The sequence below is a fragment of the Caldibacillus debilis DSM 16016 genome (assembly GCF_000383875.1).
Classification (GTDB): domain Bacteria; phylum Bacillota; class Bacilli; order Bacillales; family Caldibacillaceae; genus Caldibacillus; species Caldibacillus debilis.
On the sequence record NZ_KB912913.1, the window covers coordinates 153,217 to 169,373 of the forward strand.

Genomic DNA, 16,157 nt, shown 5'->3' on the forward strand with positions numbered 1-16,157 from the left:
CAGAACGTATCGTTTTTGCGAATCACTTTTAATCTGGGAAAAAGGGGAGTCAACGATGAAAATAAAGGATTTTATCGATACCAACGATTTTACCAAAGCGCAATTGATGGATATTGTCAATTTGTCTTTAGCGTTGAAAAAATGCGTGAAGGCCGGTTATTACCCGCCTTTGTTAAAAAACAGAACATTGGGAATGATATTCGAACAAACATCGACAAGGACGAGGGTCTCCTTCGAAACTGCAATGGAACAACTCGGAGGGCACGCCCAATATCTGGCGCCGGGACAAATTCAGCTCGGCGTTCATGAAACCATAGAAGATACGGGAAAAGTTCTTTCTAGATTGGTCGATATTTTAATGGCGCGGGTGAATCGGCATAAAACCATAGTGGACTTGGCAAAAAATGCAACAATCCCGGTCATTAACGGAATGTCCGATTATAACCATCCAACCCAAGAAATGGGGGACATCATCACCATGATCGAACATCTCCCTCAGGGAAAGAAGCTGGAGGATTGTAAAGTGGTTTTTGTTGGGGATGTCACCCAGGTCTGTGCGTCCCTTGGATTTATTGCGACGAAAATGGGGATGAAGTTTGTCCACTTCGGTCCAAAGGGCCATCAATTAAAGGATCATCATAGAAAAATTTTGGAAGAAAATTGCAAGGTTTCTAGAGGGAGCTTCTTCATCACGGATGATCCTGATGAAGCGTTGGAAGGAGCGGATTTCGTCTATACTGACGTGTGGTACGGGTTGTATGATGCGGAATTGTCAAGGGAAGAACGGATGGCCATCTTTTTCCCCAAATATCAGGTAACGATGGATCTTATGAAAAAGGCAGGTCCGGGCGCGAAATTTATGCATTGTCTGCCTGCTACTCGGGGAGAAGAAGTAACGGATGAGGTGATCGATTCCGAGGTATCAATCGTATTCGATCAAGCGGAAAACCGGCTTACTGCGATGCGGGGAATTCTCGTCTATTTGCTTGGCATCGAAAAACAGGATCGGGAAAAAGTAAACATGGTAAAAGAAGAGCTGGATGAAGTTGTAAAAAAAATATTTTAATGTGATTCGGGAGATACGGTGGCCTCAATGAGGCCATTTCTTTTGTAGAAAGCGTTCGATCCTTTTTGCTTAGGTTCATTATTTACAAAAAAGGGAATCCAAACATCCCATTTAACATCAGATTCGCTATCTAAATTTATGAGAACAATGGACCTTAACAGAAACTTTCTCAGAAAAATCTCCCTTCTTTTCGCCCCCTTGTTCCCGCTCCTTTGCCGGAGGATGCCGGTTCTCCGCCGCCGGTTCATCAAAGCAAAGCCCGTCAGTTTCAGCCGCAGGGAACCGGAAAGGCCGCGCCGCCGCCGGATCGCTTAACCCCGAATCTTTCCCTTTGCATAAACCCGGCCTTCCGGTCAAACAATAGGGAGAGAGGGAATACTTTGTTTGGTCAGGGGGAAAATCTGTGCCGAAAAAAATCGCAAAAGGCTGGACGATTTTGGCGGTGGGTTCCGTCCCGACGATCCTCGTCTTGGGGAATTCCATGCTCATCCCCGTTTTGCCGCAAATGAAAGCGGAAACGGGTGTAACCTCATTTCAAACCAGTTTGGTCATCACGTTGTTTTCGGTGAGCGCCGCCCTATTCATCCCAATTTCGGGCTATTTGTCCGACCGGTTTACCCGGAAGGCGGTCATCGTTCCTTCCCTCATCGCCTATGGTTTGGGGGGGCTCCTTGCGGGTTTTGCGGCCGCATGGTTTTCCGCCCCTTACTTTTGGATTCTTGCCGGAAGGATCTTGCAAGGGATCGGCGCCGCGGGCACATCGCCGGTGGCCATGGCTTTGGCCGGGGATCTGTTCAAAGGCGGGGAACAAAGCAAGGTGCTCGGCCTGATGGAAGCGGCCAACGGCTTCGGAAAAGTGATCAGTCCGATCCTCGGCTCCCTGTTCGCCCTCTTCGTGTGGTATGCCTCCTTCTTCGCTTTCCCGATTTTTTGCCTCGTTTCCCTCCTTTTGTTTCTGGTTTTTGTCAAGGAGCGGAAAAGGGGCAAGAATGCGCCGTCCTTCGGCCGTTATGCCAAGGGACTGTTGTCTTCCTTCAAAACGGAAGGGCGCTGGCTGTTTGCCGCTTTTTTGGCCGGTTCGGTCTGTTTGTTTACTTTGTTCGGCATCCTGTTTTACATATCCGAAGTATTGGAAAAGGATTATCAAATCGAGGGAATCCGAAAAGGACTGATCCTTGCTATCCCGCTATTGTTCATGACCTCCACGTCCTATATTACCGGAAGCAAAATCGGCAAAAAGCGGACGCGGATGAAGGCATCGATCGTCTTCGGCCTGTTCCTGATGGCTGCCTCTTTTACCGCATTAATATTCTTTCAGCGGTTGGTGCCCTTCTTTTCCGTGCTGGCCGTCTCCAGCATCGGGACCGGCCTTGTCCTTCCTTGCATTAACAGTTTAATTACCGGATCGGTTCCCTCCGCGAGAAGGGGGATCGTCACCGCCCTGTATGGTTCCGTGCGCTTTTTGGGCGCCGCCTTCGGCCCTCCGGTCTATTCCTCGTTAATGGAATGGTCGCGGTCCGGCATGTTTTTGGTGACCGGCGGATTGTCCCTGTTTGCGGCGCTTCTTTCCCTCCTCTTGATACACGGAAAAAGGCGTGCCCGCTCCGGGCGGGAGAAGGCGACCCTCTTTGAGAAGTGGCAGCTGTCCTGATGAGGAATTCCGCCGATATTGTGAAATTGAAGAATAGCGAAAGGAGGCGATCCAAACTGGGCCTCTTTTTTTCTCCGGAAATGTTCACCTCTTCCTTCCACTTGCTTAACGTGGTAAACGCCCAGGACCAGGCAGTGGGACTGGTGGCGGCGCTGTTTGCGGAAAAGAAGGTTTATGTTTACGGAATATTGGAAAAGGAAGGGGTGGAGGAAGATTTTAAGGAGCTGGCGCTCCATTATATCAAAGGATTGGCGAAAACGGCCCCGGATGCGGAGGTCTATTCCTGCGTCTATTCGGGCTGCCGGAAAATCGATTTTCAAGACGAAGCGGAATGATCGCGCATGTCCGAAACCCGGCGGTTCCCCGGGTTTTTTCGCGAGGGCGTGTTCCTGCGGGCACCCTTCCCCGGACAAAAATCTCCTTTCCGGGCGCCGATTTCCCCTTGCGCATCCTTTGCCGCTGTATTACGTTAAAGCTGAAAGGAAAATCGGTTGGGGGGCCGGGAGATGATCAAATCCTTTGAATGGCTGAAAATGGATGACGGAACGGAAGTTTATCTGAGGAAATGGGAGACGGACGGGACGAAACCGGAGGCGGTTTTGCACATTGCCCACGGGATGGCCGAACACGGGGAAAGATATGAACAATTCGCTCGTTTTCTTGTCTCCAAAGGGATCGCTGTCTTCGCCAATGACCACCGGGGCCACGGAAAAACGGGGGAAAAGGCCGGTTTGATGGGTTTTTTCGCGGAAGAAAACGGCTTCGACCGCGTGGTGGCGGATCTGTACGCGGTCAACTGCAGGATCCGCTCCCTTTACCCGGGAGTTCCGGTGTTTTTGCTCGGACACAGCATGGGCTCCTTTTTGGCCTTGCGTTATTGCCAAATCTACGGAGAATCGATCCGGGGGCTCATCCTTTCGGGGACGGGGGGAAAGGGGGGACGGGCGGTGAAGCTGGGGAAAATGCTTGCCCGCCTGGAAATGCTGCGAAAAGGGAAAAGGGCACCGAGTCCTTTCCTGGCCGGTCTCGTTTTCGCGGGGTACAACCGGAAAATCCGGAATCCGAAGACGCTGTTCGACTGGCTTTCGCGGGACGAACAGACGGTCCGGGCATACATCGATGATCCCCTTTGCGGCTTTGTTTGCACCGCATCCTTTTACTATGACCTGTTTACCGGGCTGGAGCTCATCCGGGATCCCCGTCTCATCCGGCAAATCCCGAAAAAATTGCCGGTCTTTTTCTTCAGCGGTACGGAAGATCCGGTCGGCGGATACGCAAAGGAAGTCAAGAAAATGATCCGCAGCCTGAAGGAAAGCGGGATGGAAAACGTGGAATCCCGTTTTTTCCCGGGAGGACGGCATGAGATGCTCAACGAAATAAATCGGGATGAGGTGTTTGAGACCGTTTACGGATGGCTGGAAAAGCAATTGACCACGCCTGCGGGAAAGGAGAACCGTCCTTCTTAAATCAAAGAACAAACTGTTCGAATGAGTTTCCTGACTTGTGCTTTGCTGATCTTTGTCCATCTTAAATCAAAGGACAAATCTTTTAAAGTGAGCCGGAAATGTGAATAATGCGCCTTGCCATCCATGATAAATTCCTGAACTGCTGATGGCTGCGTACATCTGCAGCCTCCTGGGTTATTAGCGGCATCCAAAGGTAGGCAATATTCCGCGGGATTGCCGAAGTTGAAAATATACAGACAGATTTGCCTGTTCCGCCGTTCCGTTAGCCCATGAGATCGTTCACGGTTTTGCTGGTGTCAGTTACAATATGAACGACACATACTGCGTTTCTTCGAAACGTCTTTTGTCATGCCGAGTTATTTCGGATATTGGGCGGAAAAATCCCCGAAGTCCAATTACCGCGGCCTTCCGGGCAGTTTTTAAAAGTTCCATAGCTTGAAAAAACGGTACAATCGTAAATAAGGCGAGCAAAAGAACCGCGATGCCGACGGAGACGGCCGCCGCGGAAGGAGTCCGCATTTTGCCCGCTGCGGCTTTTCTCGGTACAGCCTGCCCTCCTCATGTTTTGGCCGGACGCGGCAGGGAGATGGAGCGAAGAGGGAGCGTCGGAGCGGATTTGCGACGGTGTCTTCCGATGGACAGTGGACAATATTTACAACAACAACGGATCAGGGCAAAATTAAAAGGCATGAGCTCGGTGCAATATCGAGCTCATGCCCAACGGGTTGCCTGATGAAATAACTTGGTTTGATTTTTTGGGATCACTTCAAAACCGCCGAATGTCCCTCATTGCGCTCCCAGGCGCTTCACCGCCGCGCTGTATTGTTCATGGCGTTTTTCCCATTCGTCCATGGAAAATTCCGTGAAGCGCCCATCCAGCAACGCGGATAAACGGTCGAGGCAGATATGCCAGCCTGCCAAATCGACGGGGACATGATCCGTTAATGCGCCGATGAACACTTTCAGCAAAAGCCGCGACCCATACTCCTGAGCGGATACTTCAAAACGGACCAGCTCCTTTCCCCACTCGAATTCCAGCACCGAATGCGGTTCATAATCGGTAATCCGTAAATCGAAGGATTCATCCGCTCCGTCCCTCATCGCGAATTTCATGTTTCCGCCTTTGCGCAAGTCCTCCGCTTGCAGGTTCGGCATCCATAGGGAAAGCTTGCCGTTTTCCGTCAATGCCGCCCATACTTCATCCGGCGGATGGTTGAAGGGACGTTCAAACTCGGCGACATAACCATGATAAACTTTTTCAATGACCGCCAGCATCTGCTAGCCCTCCATCCTCGGATTGCCTTGGAAAATTCAATTCCCAAGTTATCCCAAATTTAACTATCTCCATGCCATAGAGGCATCCAGAATGTATTTTGCAGCTCCATTTTCACTTCCCCGTCTTCGGCAAGGGCATTGTATCGTTTTTTGATTTCATCCTCGGATTCCAGTTCCAAGACGATGCAAACCCGGCTGCTTTTACGGACCGAGCCGGAGAAGACAACGGCCAAATAAAAAACGATCCGTTCATTAATAGGAAGCTCGGTATGAAGGTATTTGCCTCCCTGTCCCCGGAATCCTTCTATTCCGTCGGCGGGCTGGACATTTTTGATTGTCCCGCCGAAAATCCTTCGGTAAAATTCCCCCGCTTCCCGGCAATTCGGGATATAAAGATGGGGGATCGCCCATTTCATTTTCGTTCCTCCGCTCAAGCAAGACGGATTTGAGAAATCCGGAAAACTCCGGTCATGTCCGGTATTATATCGGAATCCGCCATCGATGACAAATATCCGCCTTCCGAAAAGACGGGGCGCCCCGGGATCGGAAAGGGAACGGCGGTGCCCGCCCGGCGGAAACCGACAGGATTCTTTCGGCGGAACCCCGTCCGGCCTGATGACCGGCAGCGGGTCATTTTATTTATCCAAACGGACCGGCTGGGGAGATCGTCCGTCGTCCATCCTTTTCGCGGCCCGGTCCCTTCCGCGGATCAAAAAAAGAATCAGGGCGGGAGCGGCGGCGGTCATGCCGATGAAGCTCCAGAACAGGTCTTCCCATTGAACCGCCCGTTCATGCAGCAGGCGATAATAGGCATACAGGGAATAAGGCAAAACGAGGAAAAGGGAAGTCCATACGCCGGGCGCATACCCTTTGAAAAGGACCGACTGGCCGATATGGGTAAATACATGGGAAAAAAAGATGGCCAGAAAAATTAAAAAGAAGCCGTACCATTGGAATAGGACGGCGATCAGCGCCGCGGCGGTAATCGCAAGGAAAATCCAAAACACGTCTTTGGCAAATTCCAACGTATTGATGTGGAAACTGCTCCAGAAAAACCGGTGGAGTTTTTTCGGCAGCAGGGCAAACACCTTTTCTTTATTTTGCTTCGTCCATTTTTCCACGGTCAAGATCTCTTCGAAATCGTGAATCATAAAAACGACGGGAAACAACAATAAAACGGCAGGAAGTGGCTGTTTGTCGTTCAGCCATTCGAAAAACATCCGCTCCGCCCCCCTATGATTCGTTCAAAATCCCGTGAAGGAAAATTTGCGCCGCCTGGGCTCCCAGTTCTTCCTTCGTCTTTTCCCCGTTCCACAAATAGCGGTCGATGAGTCTCTCCGTTACGGCGACGATAGCTTCTGATGCGATTTGCGGGTCGATTTCCTTCTTCACGATGCCTTTATTCTGGTTTTCTTTCATGTTGCCCGCGATTTGTGCGACGATTTTTTCCCGGATCCGGTCGCCGTGTTTGCCGTGATGCAGGGCGATCTTTGTCAGGCTCGGGTTTTTCCCTAAAAAGGAAAAGAGCTGTACGAATTGGTCCTTTACATATGGCTGCACACGGCCCGGATAAAAATCGCCCGCTTTTTTCCCGGCGTCGCCGAAATTACCGAGCTGTTGCTCAAATTCGGAAAGCAGATGTTGTAAAATTTCTTCTTTGCTTGCAAAATAAAGATAGAAGGCCGCTTGGGTCAACCCGGCATGGGCGACGATCTCGCTCACTTTCGTGCTTTGAAATCCCTTTTCCGCGAAGAGTTTTTCCGCCGCTTTCAGCAATTTTTTCTTGCTTTCTTCTCCTTTCGCAGCCGCCATGGGAACCCCTCCTTTATATAACTAACTAATTAGTTAGTTATATTATATGCCAGTTGACCGGTCTTGTAAATCCGCCGGCAGAACATTTTCTCTGCCGGCGGGGAAAGGCTCCGGACGAATCGGCCCGGAGGTTTTGCCTCCCAAAATGGTTCAGCGGTCTGAGGAAATCCATCCGGGCAAGACGGAGGGCCGGGACATTTTCGGACGGTGGAAGCGGCCGGAAAAATCCATGGGTTTTTTATACGGGAAACAATCGGCCAAAAAACAGCGAAGAAAAATGGGGAGGGGGGCTTTCAAAAGGCGGGCCGGGAGGGAAGGGCATTTTCGCTTGAACGTTTGTTGCCATTTGAAGACCGGAGCCGTCCTGCCGGTGACGGCTGCTGCAACGTTTTTATCGGGGGGAAGCCATCGCCTTCACCGGCACCCCGGACGGGGGCGGCCATCTTTGGCCCGGTTTATGCGACGGGGGTACCGTTCGGAACCCTTTCGTCGGGGTTCAGAAGGACCACGTCGCCTTCCTCCGGGATCCCTCCCAACACGAGGACTTCCGATTCAAAACCGGCGATCCTCCGGGGCGGGAAATTGACGACGGCGACGACCTGGCGCCCGACCAGCCGTTCCGGGGTGTACCTGCGGGTGATTTGCGCCGATGAACGTTTGATTCCGAGGTCGCCGAAATCAATTTCCATTTTGATGGCGGGTTTTCGCGCTTCCGGGAACGGTTCGGCCTTGATGACCGTTCCGATGCGGATGTCCAATTTTAAGAAATCATCAATCGTAGCCATTTGCGCACCTCCATCCGATTCGCGTTTCCGTTTGGCTAGCTTCGCAGGAAACGAAGATCGCACCTCCCGGAACCGGTACGGGGATGCCGGTTGCGGTTCCGGCGGAATCATTGTCAATATTTTAACATATGGAACAAAGGGATTAAAACCTTCGCCGCATTTGATAAAATGATTTGTGGGGCGAAGGAAAAAATGGACGGTTCGATAGAAGAACAATAGGGGGATGCCATTTGCGGGCTACATCCACAGACGAATTGAAAAATTTTGAGATTTTTTCCTCACTCAGTCATGATGAATTAAAAAAGTTCCAACAACATATGTTCCGGCGCACGTACAAAAAGAACCAGCTGCTGTTTACGGAAGGGGATCCGCGGGAACGCATTTATTTTCTGCTCGACGGATATGTGAAGCTGGAAAGGACCAACAAGGAAGCGACGATGCTTTATTTGGACTATGTGAAACCCAACGACATGTTTCCTTACGGCGGTCTGTTCCATGACGATTTTTATCATTATTCCGCCTTCGCTTTAACGGATATTGTCGTCTATTACATTCCCGTCAGGATCTTCGAAGAGGCCGTCAAAGCCCATAAAGAGCAATTATTATACGTCATCAAACGGCTGTCCAAGATATTGGAGCACCACGAAATCCGTCTGCAGACGATCACGACGAACAATGTGAAGGAACGGGTGGAACTGGCCGTCACTTATCTAATCAAGCATTACGGATTCCGGGAAGGGAACCATGTGATCATCGACATCCCGATGACGCTGACGGAGATCGCCAAACTGTCCGGCGCTTCCCGGGAAACGGTTTCCCACGTTTTTAAAGATTTGAAAAACGACCAGCTTCTTTCCACCGAATTCAAGCATATCGTCGTCTACGACCCCGAGTACTTTTTACAAAAGTTGCAATGAATCTTATAATGTAAGGAAAAACCTTCTTTCATCAAAAATATCATTAGGAGGAAGCAGCGATGTCCATCTTGCAGGAGATCGAACAAACGATCATCGGGGAACTGAAAAAGGCCGTAACGGCCTCGGGGCTGGCCGGCGAAGGGGAAATGCCGGAAATCATCCTCGAAAAGCCGAAGATCAAAGCCCATGGCGATTATGCGTCCAACATCGCGATGCAATTGGCGAAAATCGCAAAAAAACCGCCGCGGACCATCGCCGAAACGATCGTTCCCCATATCGACAAAGCGAAGGCGAATATCCAAAAGATCGAAATCGCCGGCCCGGGGTTCATCAATCTTTTTCTCGATCCGAAAAGTTTTACCCGCTTGCCGGAAATCATTTTGAAAGCGGGCGACGCTTACGGCCGTTCCAATATCGGCAACGGGCACAAGATTCAAGTGGAGTTCGTTTCCGCCAACCCGACGGGGGATCTTCATTTGGGCCACGCCCGCGGCGCCGCTTACGGCGACGCCCTCTGCAACGTGCTTGAGGCGGCGGGCTACGACGTACAGCGGGAATATTACATAAACGATGCCGGCAACCAAATCCGCAACCTCGCCTTATCCGTCGAAGCCCGGTATATGCAGGCCCTCGGCAAGGAATGGGACATGCCGGAGGACGGCTATTACGGGAAAGACATCATTGAAATCGGGCAAAAAATCGCCGAAACGGACGGCGATAAATGGGTCGACAAACCGCGGGAAGAAAGGCTCGCTTACTTCCGGGAATTCGGCCTGAAATATGAGCTGGAAAAGATCCGGAAAGATTTGGAGGACTTCGGCGTCCGCTTTGACAACTGGTTTTCCGAAAGCTCCCTCTATGAAGACAACCGGATCGAAAAAGTATTGGACCTATTATGGGAGAAAAACATGTTATACAAAAAGGACGGGGCGACCTGGCTCCGTTCGACCGCCTTCGGCGACGACAAGGACCGGGTCGTGGTGAAATCGGACGGCACCTACACCTATTTCACCCCGGATATCGCCTACCATAAAAACAAGCTCGAACGGGGATTCCAAACCTTGATCAACATTTGGGGCGCCGACCACCACGGCTACATCCCGAGAATGAAGGCCGCCATCCAGGCTTTGGGCTATCCGGAAGACACCCTGGAAGTGTTGATCATCCAGATGGTCAGCCTGTATGAAGGCGGGGAAAAGGTGAAGATGAGCAAGAGGACCGGAAAGGCCCTCACCCTCCGCCAGCTGATGGAAGAAGTCGGCGTCGATGCGATGCGGTACTATTTCAACACCCGCTCCAGCGATTCCCATTTGGACTTTGATTTGGATTTGGCCCGTTCCCAATCCAATGAAAATCCGGTGTATTATGTCCAATACGCCCACGCGCGGATCAGCACCATGCTGAACCAGGCGAAGGAGCGGGGATTCGATTATGAAGGATTCGATCCTTCCCTTTTGACCCATGAAAAGGAAGTCGACCTTTTGAAGCAGTTAGGGGAGTTCCCCCAAGTCGTCGCGGAAGCGGCGGAAAAACGGATGCCCCATAAAGTCACCCAATATGTTCATGAGCTGGCTTCTTTGCTGCACAGCTACTACAACGCGGAAAAGGTGATCGATGAATCGGCTCCGGAACTGACGAAAGCGCGCCTCGCCCTTATGGCCGCGGTAAAAATCACGATCGCCAACGCCCTGCGGCTGATCGGGGTCAGCGCTCCGGAGAAAATGTGATCCGCCGGACAGTTTCGCTGTTTCGGACCGGGGCAGGGCAGCGCGCCGGAGAAATTGATCCCGCACCCGCGGAAAGGGGAGGGTCGAACCCAAACGCCCGCCCCGTACCGGAAAACAAATGAAACAGGATTTTTTCTTCGTGGCACCATCGACAAAAACCAGGCTTTGATTGGCCTGGTTTTTTTTATTTGAACGCGTGATTTGATGTTCAAAAACCTGCAAAGAATTTGTGGAAATGCTCACACATATTTCGCAAAATTTGTGGCATCTTAGATGTAAGGGATTACAGCGGAAACAGTCCAAAATTTTATGATCACATTGTGAAATACTTCACTTAAATTCGTATCCGTTTTCTTTAGAATAAAAACGGAAAGAGAAAGAAAAATATGTAAAAAAGGAGGACAAGGCAATGAAGCACCCGCTGCACGTCACCTCGGAAATCGGCGAGCTGCAAACGGTCTTGCTTCACCGGCCCGGCCACGAAGTGGAAAATCTGACGCCGGACTATCTGGGCAGACTCCTGTTCGACGACATTCCTTATTTGCCCATCATCCAAAAGGAACACGATTATTTTGCCCAAACGCTGAGAAACAGGGGTGTGGAAGTCCTTTATTTGACCACCCTTGTCACCGAAGCGCTCCATACGGAAGAAATCCGGGAAAAATTTGTCGACGACATTTTGTCCGAATCCAAAATCACCGGCGAAGGGGTGTACCGCAACCTCAAGGAATATTTGCTGTCCTTCCCGACCAAGGAAATGGTCGAAAAGATTATGGCCGGTGTCCGGAAATCGGAAATCCCGGTATCGAAGAAACAGCATCTGTATGAAATGCTGGAAGACCATTATCCCTTCTACCTCGATCCGATGCCTAACCTTTACTTTACGAGGGACCCGGCGGCGACAATCGGCAACGGCCTGACCATCAACCGGATGAGGGAAGAAGCGAGACGGCGGGAATCCCTGTTTATGACTTATGTCATCAAATACCATCCCCGCTTCGCCAATCACGACATCCCGATCTGGTTTAACCGGGATTATGAATTCCCGATGGAAGGCGGCGACGAATTGGTGCTGTCGAAGGACACGATTGCCATCGGAATCAGCGCCCGTACCGCCGCAAAGGCGATTGAACGGTTCGCCCTGAACCTATTCAAACGCCAGCAAGAAATCAAACGGGTCGTTGCGGTGGAAATTCCCAAGAGCCGTGCATTCATGCATCTGGACACGGTTTTCACGATGGTGGACTACGACAAATTTACCATCCATCCCGCCATCCAAGGCCCGGAAGGGAATATGAACATCTTCATCCTCGAAAAGGGCAAAGATGAAGAAACGTTGAAAATCACCCGCAAAACCAATCTTCTGGAAACGTTGAAGGAAGTTCTCGGACTGAAGGAAATCGCCCTCATTCCCTGCGGCGGCGGCGACGACATCGCGGGCCCGAGGGAACAATGGAACGACGGTTCCAACACGTTGGCGATTGCCCCGGGCGTTGTCGTTACTTACGACCGCAACTACGTATCCAACCAGCTGTTGAGGGAAAACGGGGTTGAAGTCATCGAAGTCTTGAGCTCGGAACTGGCAAGAGGGCGCGGGGGTCCCCGTTGCATGAGCATGCCGCTCGTAAGAAAAGACATCTGAGAACATACGCAAACAAGAAAAACGAAAAAGACATGGAGGTTCAGGTATGGAAACGGTATTGTCGGATCGCTTGCTTGGCAGAAGCTTTTTAACGCTGAAAGAATTTACGGAAGAGGAAATCCTTTATCTCATCGATTTGGCTGCGGAACTGAAGGAGAAAAAGAAGAAAGGCATTCCGCACCGCTATTTGGAAGGCCAAAACATCGCCCTGCTCTTTGAAAAACCATCCACCAGAACCCGCTGTGCCTTCACCGTGGCCTGCGTTGATTTGGGCGCCCATCCCGAATACTTGGGCAAAAACGACATCCAATTCGGCAAAAAGGAATCCACGCGGGATACGGCGATCGTCCTCGGCCGGATGTTTGACGGCATCGAATTCCGCGGATTCAAACATTCCACGGTGGAAGAATTGGCCAAATACGCCGGGGTTCCGGTATGGAACGGGTTAACCGACGAATTCCACCCGACCCAAGTGCTCGCCGACTTTTTGACGGTGAAAGAAAATATCGGCCACTTAAAAGGCGTAACCTTCGTTTACGTCGGCGACGGCCGCAACAACATGGCCAACAGCCTGCTGATCGGCGGGGCGAAAGTGGGTATGGACATCCGGATCTGCTCGCCGAAGGAACTGTTCCCGAGTGAAGAGCTCGTCAACTATGCGAAGGAAGTGGCGAAAGAAAGCAACGGCAAAGTGATGATCACCAGCGACGTTGACGAAGCCGTTTCCGGTGCGGATGTCATCTACACCGACGTTTGGATTTCCATGGGTGAAGAAGACAAGATCAAAGAACGGATCGATCTCCTGCTTCCGTACCAAGTCAACCGGGAAATGCTTGAAAAAACAGGAAACGAAAATGTCATGTTCCTCCATTGCCTCCCGAGCTTCCATGACCTGGAAACGGAAGTCGGCCGTCAGGTTTATGAAAAATTCGGCCTGAAAGAAATGGAAGTCACCGATGAAGTTTTCCAAAGCAAAAACTCCTACGTCTTTGACGAAGCGGAAAACCGCCTCCACACCATCAAGGCGGTAATGGCGGCAACCAACGCCCGGTTGGGTTAATAAACCTTGAGGGGGAGGGAAAACCCCCTCCCTCCATTTGAAAGGAAAGGTGATTCAAATGGCTGAAAAGAAGCTGGGCCTCATCCCGCTGATCGCCCTTGTCATCGGATCCATGGTCGGCGGCGGGGCTTTTAACCTGGCGGGAGACATGGCGCTCGGGGCCAATGCGGGTGCGGTCATCATCGGTTGGGTAATTACCGGTATCGGGATCATTGCCTTGGCCTTCGTCTTTCAAAATTTGACGATGCGAAAGCCGGAATTGGACAGCGGCATCTACAGTTACGCGAAGGAAGGTTTCGGATCCTTCCTCGGGTTCAACAGCGCATGGGGCTATTGGCTGTCCGCCTGGCTCGGAAACGTCGCTTATGCCACCCTGGTCTTTTCCTCCATCGGCTATTTCCTGCCGGTCTTCGAAGGAGGCCAGAACGTCGCCTCCATCATCGGCGCATCCGTCGTTTTGTGGCTGGTCCATTTCCTCGTCCTGCGGGGCGTGCACTCGGCCGCCTTCATCAACACGGTTGCGACGATCGCAAAGATCGTCCCGATTTTCCTGTTCATCGTCTGTGCCATCTTTGCCTTCCATTGGGACACGTTTACCCATGACTTTTGGGGAAGCGAAGGATTTTCCTGGTCTTCCGTGGCCGAACAGGTAAAGAGCACCATGCTCGTCACCCTCTGGGTATTCATCGGCGTGGAAGGCGCCGTCGTCATGTCTGAACGGGCAAAAGACAAATCCGACGTCGGAAAAGCGACGGTCATCGGCTTAATCAGCGTCTTGATCATATATGTCCTCATCTCCCTTCTGTCGCTCGGCGTCTTGTCCCGGGAAGAACTGGCGGATTTGCCGAATCCCGCCATGGCCTACGTCCTGGAAAGCATCGTCGGGAAATGGGGAGCGGTCATCATCAACCTCGGCCTGATCATTTCCGTGTTCGGCGCCTGGTTGAGCTGGACCCTTTTCGCCGCGGAACTTCCCTATGTAACGGCGAAGGACAAAATCTTCCCGAAATGGCTGGCGAAAGAAAACGAAAATAAAGCGCCCGTCAATTCCCTTTGGCTGACGAACGGATTGGTCCAACTGTTCTTGATTACCCTGCTGTTTTCGGAAAAGGCCTATAACTTCATGTTCTCTTTGGCTTCGTCAGCGATCCTGATTCCGTATATGCTGTCCGCTTTTTACCAAGTCAAATTGACCATCACGAAAGAAACTTACGACAAGAACGCCAACGGCTGGATGAAAGACGTGATTGTCGGCCTCGTCGCCAGCGTCTATGCGGTTTGGCTCGTCTATGCCGCAGGATTGGATTACCTCGTATTGACCATGCTGTTATACGCGCCGGGCATCATCTTGTACAAATGGACGAAAAAAGAAAACAAGGTCACCACGCCGGATACCGGGCTGGATAAAGGGCTGATGGTTCTCTTCGTCGTCCTGGCCGTATACGCCGTGTTCGGGCTGGCCACCGGCAGGATCACCATCTGACGTTTCAGGAATTACATCAGGCATGAAGCACCAGGTATGAAAGGAGAGCGCTTATGGAGAGAGAAAAAGTCGTTATCGCTTTAGGGGGAAATGCCATTCAGGCGGGGGACGGCACCGCGGAATCCCAGCAAAAAGCGATCGCCGAAACCGCCGTCCAGCTTGCGGAAATCATTAAACTCGGCTATCAAGTCGTCATCACCCACGGAAACGGGCCGCAAGTCGGGAACATTTTGCTCCAGCAAATCAAAGCGGATTCCAAACAAACGCCGGCCATGCCGCTCGATACTTGCGGCGCGATGAGCCAAGGGATGATCGGCTATTGGCTGGAAAAGGAAATGGACGCCCGGCTGCGCGCGGAAGGGATCGACAAAGAAGTGGCGGCCATCGTCACCCGGGTGGAAGTGGACCCGAAGGATCCGGCCTTTGAAAATCCGACAAAGCCGATCGGCCCCTTTTATTCCGAAGAAGAGGCCAAAAAAATCATGGAAGAAACCGGTGCGGTATTCCGGGAAGATGCCGGAAGGGGATGGCGGAGGGTCGTTCCTTCACCGAAACCGGTCAAAATCATGGAATACAAAATCATCGAAACCCTGATTGAAAATGGGTATATCGTCATCGCGGCCGGCGGCGGCGGGGTTCCCGTCTACAGGGAAGAAGGGAAAATCGTCGGCGTGGAAGGCGTCATCGACAAGGATTTTGCCTCCCAAAAGCTGGCCGAACTGATCGATGCGGATATCCTGCTGATCTTGACGGAAGTGGAAACCGCGTATATCAACTTTAAAAAACCCGGTCAGGAAGCATTGCGGGAAATCACGGCGAAAAAAGCGAGAGAATATGTGGAACAAGGGCAATTCGCCCAAGGCAGCATGCTCCCGAAAGTGGAAGCGGCCATCGCTTTCGCCGAATCCAAACCGGGAAGAAAAGGCATCATCACTTCCCTTGACAAAGGCTTGGACGCCTTGCTTGGGAAAACCGGAACGGTCATCACCGCGGAATGAACTTGGAAAGGGTGTCCCGGAAGGAAGGCGGGACTCCCTTTTCCTTTTCCTGCGGAAAATGCCCATTCTCCCTGCTGTCGGGACGAAGGGATGCCTGTTTTATGAAGAAGATCGTTGCTTTTTTGGAACGATCAAACTTTTCCATACAATGAGCGCTTCCCGCTTTTTTTCGCAGAATGATCGTTTTTTGAACAAGATGGATCCTTTTTCGGAAGAAGAGGCACCCCCCTTTCTTTTTTCTTGCCAGGAAGTCCGGGTTCTCCTTCGGATGGGAT

15 protein-coding genes are annotated in these 16,157 nt (G+C 51.5%); 10 read left to right on the plus strand and 5 right to left on the minus strand.

What is annotated here, in order from left to right:
• The first annotated feature begins 55 nt into the window (after positions 1 to 55).
• The 4 genes from ptcA to A3EQ_RS0115565 all read left to right on the plus strand — a co-directional run bounded on the left by ptcA (position 56) and on the right by A3EQ_RS0115565 (position 4,183).
• Positions 56 to 1,066 carry a putrescine carbamoyltransferase gene (gene ptcA / locus A3EQ_RS0115540; protein ID WP_020156079.1) on the plus strand — a complete coding sequence of 337 codons (1,011 nt, stop codon included), beginning with the start codon at positions 56 to 58 and terminating at the stop codon, positions 1,064 to 1,066.
• 403 nt (positions 1,067 to 1,469) lie between these two features.
• The gene (locus A3EQ_RS0115550) at positions 1,470 to 2,717 is read left to right on the plus strand and encodes an MFS transporter (protein ID WP_020156081.1); all 1,248 of its coding nucleotides are present in this window, start codon (positions 1,470 to 1,472) and stop codon (positions 2,715 to 2,717) included.
• A gap of 20 nt (positions 2,718 to 2,737) precedes the next feature.
• Positions 2,738 to 3,052, plus strand: a complete 315-nt coding sequence (locus A3EQ_RS0115555) for a hypothetical protein (RefSeq protein WP_235597179.1) — start codon at positions 2,738 to 2,740, stop codon at positions 3,050 to 3,052.
• A gap of 171 nt (positions 3,053 to 3,223) precedes the next feature.
• A complete protein-coding gene (locus tag A3EQ_RS0115565) occupies positions 3,224 to 4,183 on the plus strand; it encodes an alpha/beta hydrolase (protein ID WP_020156084.1) in 960 nt (319 codons plus the stop codon).
• 786 nt (positions 4,184 to 4,969) lie between these two features.
• Here A3EQ_RS0115565 and A3EQ_RS0115575 read toward each other — a convergent pair.
• The 5 genes from A3EQ_RS0115575 to csaA form a co-directional block, all read right to left on the minus strand.
• Positions 4,970 to 5,458: an SRPBCC family protein gene (locus tag A3EQ_RS0115575; RefSeq protein WP_020156086.1), complete on the minus strand. Its 489-nt coding sequence runs from the start codon at positions 5,456 to 5,458 to the stop codon at positions 4,970 to 4,972.
• A 59-nt stretch (positions 5,459 to 5,517) separates the two neighbouring features.
• Positions 5,518 to 5,874: a VOC family protein gene (locus A3EQ_RS21320; RefSeq protein ID WP_020156087.1), complete on the minus strand. Its 357-nt coding sequence runs from the start codon at positions 5,872 to 5,874 to the stop codon at positions 5,518 to 5,520.
• Between the two features lie 219 nt (positions 5,875 to 6,093).
• Positions 6,094 to 6,678 carry an HXXEE domain-containing protein gene (locus A3EQ_RS0115585; RefSeq protein ID WP_020156088.1) on the minus strand — a complete coding sequence of 195 codons (585 nt, stop codon included), beginning with the start codon at positions 6,676 to 6,678 and terminating at the stop codon, positions 6,094 to 6,096.
• Between the two features lie 13 nt (positions 6,679 to 6,691).
• Positions 6,692 to 7,270, minus strand: a complete 579-nt coding sequence (locus tag A3EQ_RS0115590; protein WP_020156089.1) for a TetR/AcrR family transcriptional regulator — start codon at positions 7,268 to 7,270, stop codon at positions 6,692 to 6,694.
• Positions 7,271 to 7,725: 455 nt separating this feature from the next.
• Positions 7,726 to 8,055, minus strand: coding sequence for a chaperone CsaA (gene csaA / locus A3EQ_RS0115600; protein ID WP_020156091.1), 330 nt, complete (start codon positions 8,053 to 8,055; stop codon positions 7,726 to 7,728).
• Between the two features lie 230 nt (positions 8,056 to 8,285).
• On the opposite strand from csaA, the gene A3EQ_RS0115610 reads away from it, so the two are divergent.
• The 6 genes from A3EQ_RS0115610 (at position 8,286) to arcC (ending at position 15,882) form a co-directional block, all read left to right on the plus strand.
• The gene (locus A3EQ_RS0115610; RefSeq protein ID WP_040369541.1) at positions 8,286 to 8,972 is read left to right on the plus strand and encodes a Crp/Fnr family transcriptional regulator; all 687 of its coding nucleotides are present in this window, start codon (positions 8,286 to 8,288) and stop codon (positions 8,970 to 8,972) included.
• A 59-nt stretch (positions 8,973 to 9,031) separates the two neighbouring features.
• A complete protein-coding gene (gene argS / locus A3EQ_RS0115615; protein WP_020156094.1) occupies positions 9,032 to 10,699 on the plus strand; it encodes an arginine--tRNA ligase in 1,668 nt (555 codons plus the stop codon).
• Positions 10,700 to 11,108: 409 nt separating this feature from the next.
• Positions 11,109 to 12,341, plus strand: coding sequence for an arginine deiminase (gene arcA, locus A3EQ_RS0115620; RefSeq protein ID WP_020156095.1), 1,233 nt, complete (start codon positions 11,109 to 11,111; stop codon positions 12,339 to 12,341).
• A 46-nt stretch (positions 12,342 to 12,387) separates the two neighbouring features.
• Positions 12,388 to 13,401, plus strand: coding sequence for an ornithine carbamoyltransferase (argF, locus tag A3EQ_RS0115625; protein WP_020156096.1), 1,014 nt, complete (start codon positions 12,388 to 12,390; stop codon positions 13,399 to 13,401).
• Between the two features lie 58 nt (positions 13,402 to 13,459).
• Positions 13,460 to 14,884, plus strand: a complete 1,425-nt coding sequence (arcD, locus tag A3EQ_RS0115630) for an arginine-ornithine antiporter (protein WP_026500011.1) — start codon at positions 13,460 to 13,462, stop codon at positions 14,882 to 14,884.
• Positions 14,885 to 14,937: 53 nt separating this feature from the next.
• Positions 14,938 to 15,882, plus strand: coding sequence for a carbamate kinase (arcC, locus tag A3EQ_RS0115635; protein ID WP_020156098.1), 945 nt, complete (start codon positions 14,938 to 14,940; stop codon positions 15,880 to 15,882).
• Positions 15,883 to 16,157: the final 275 nt, after the last annotated feature.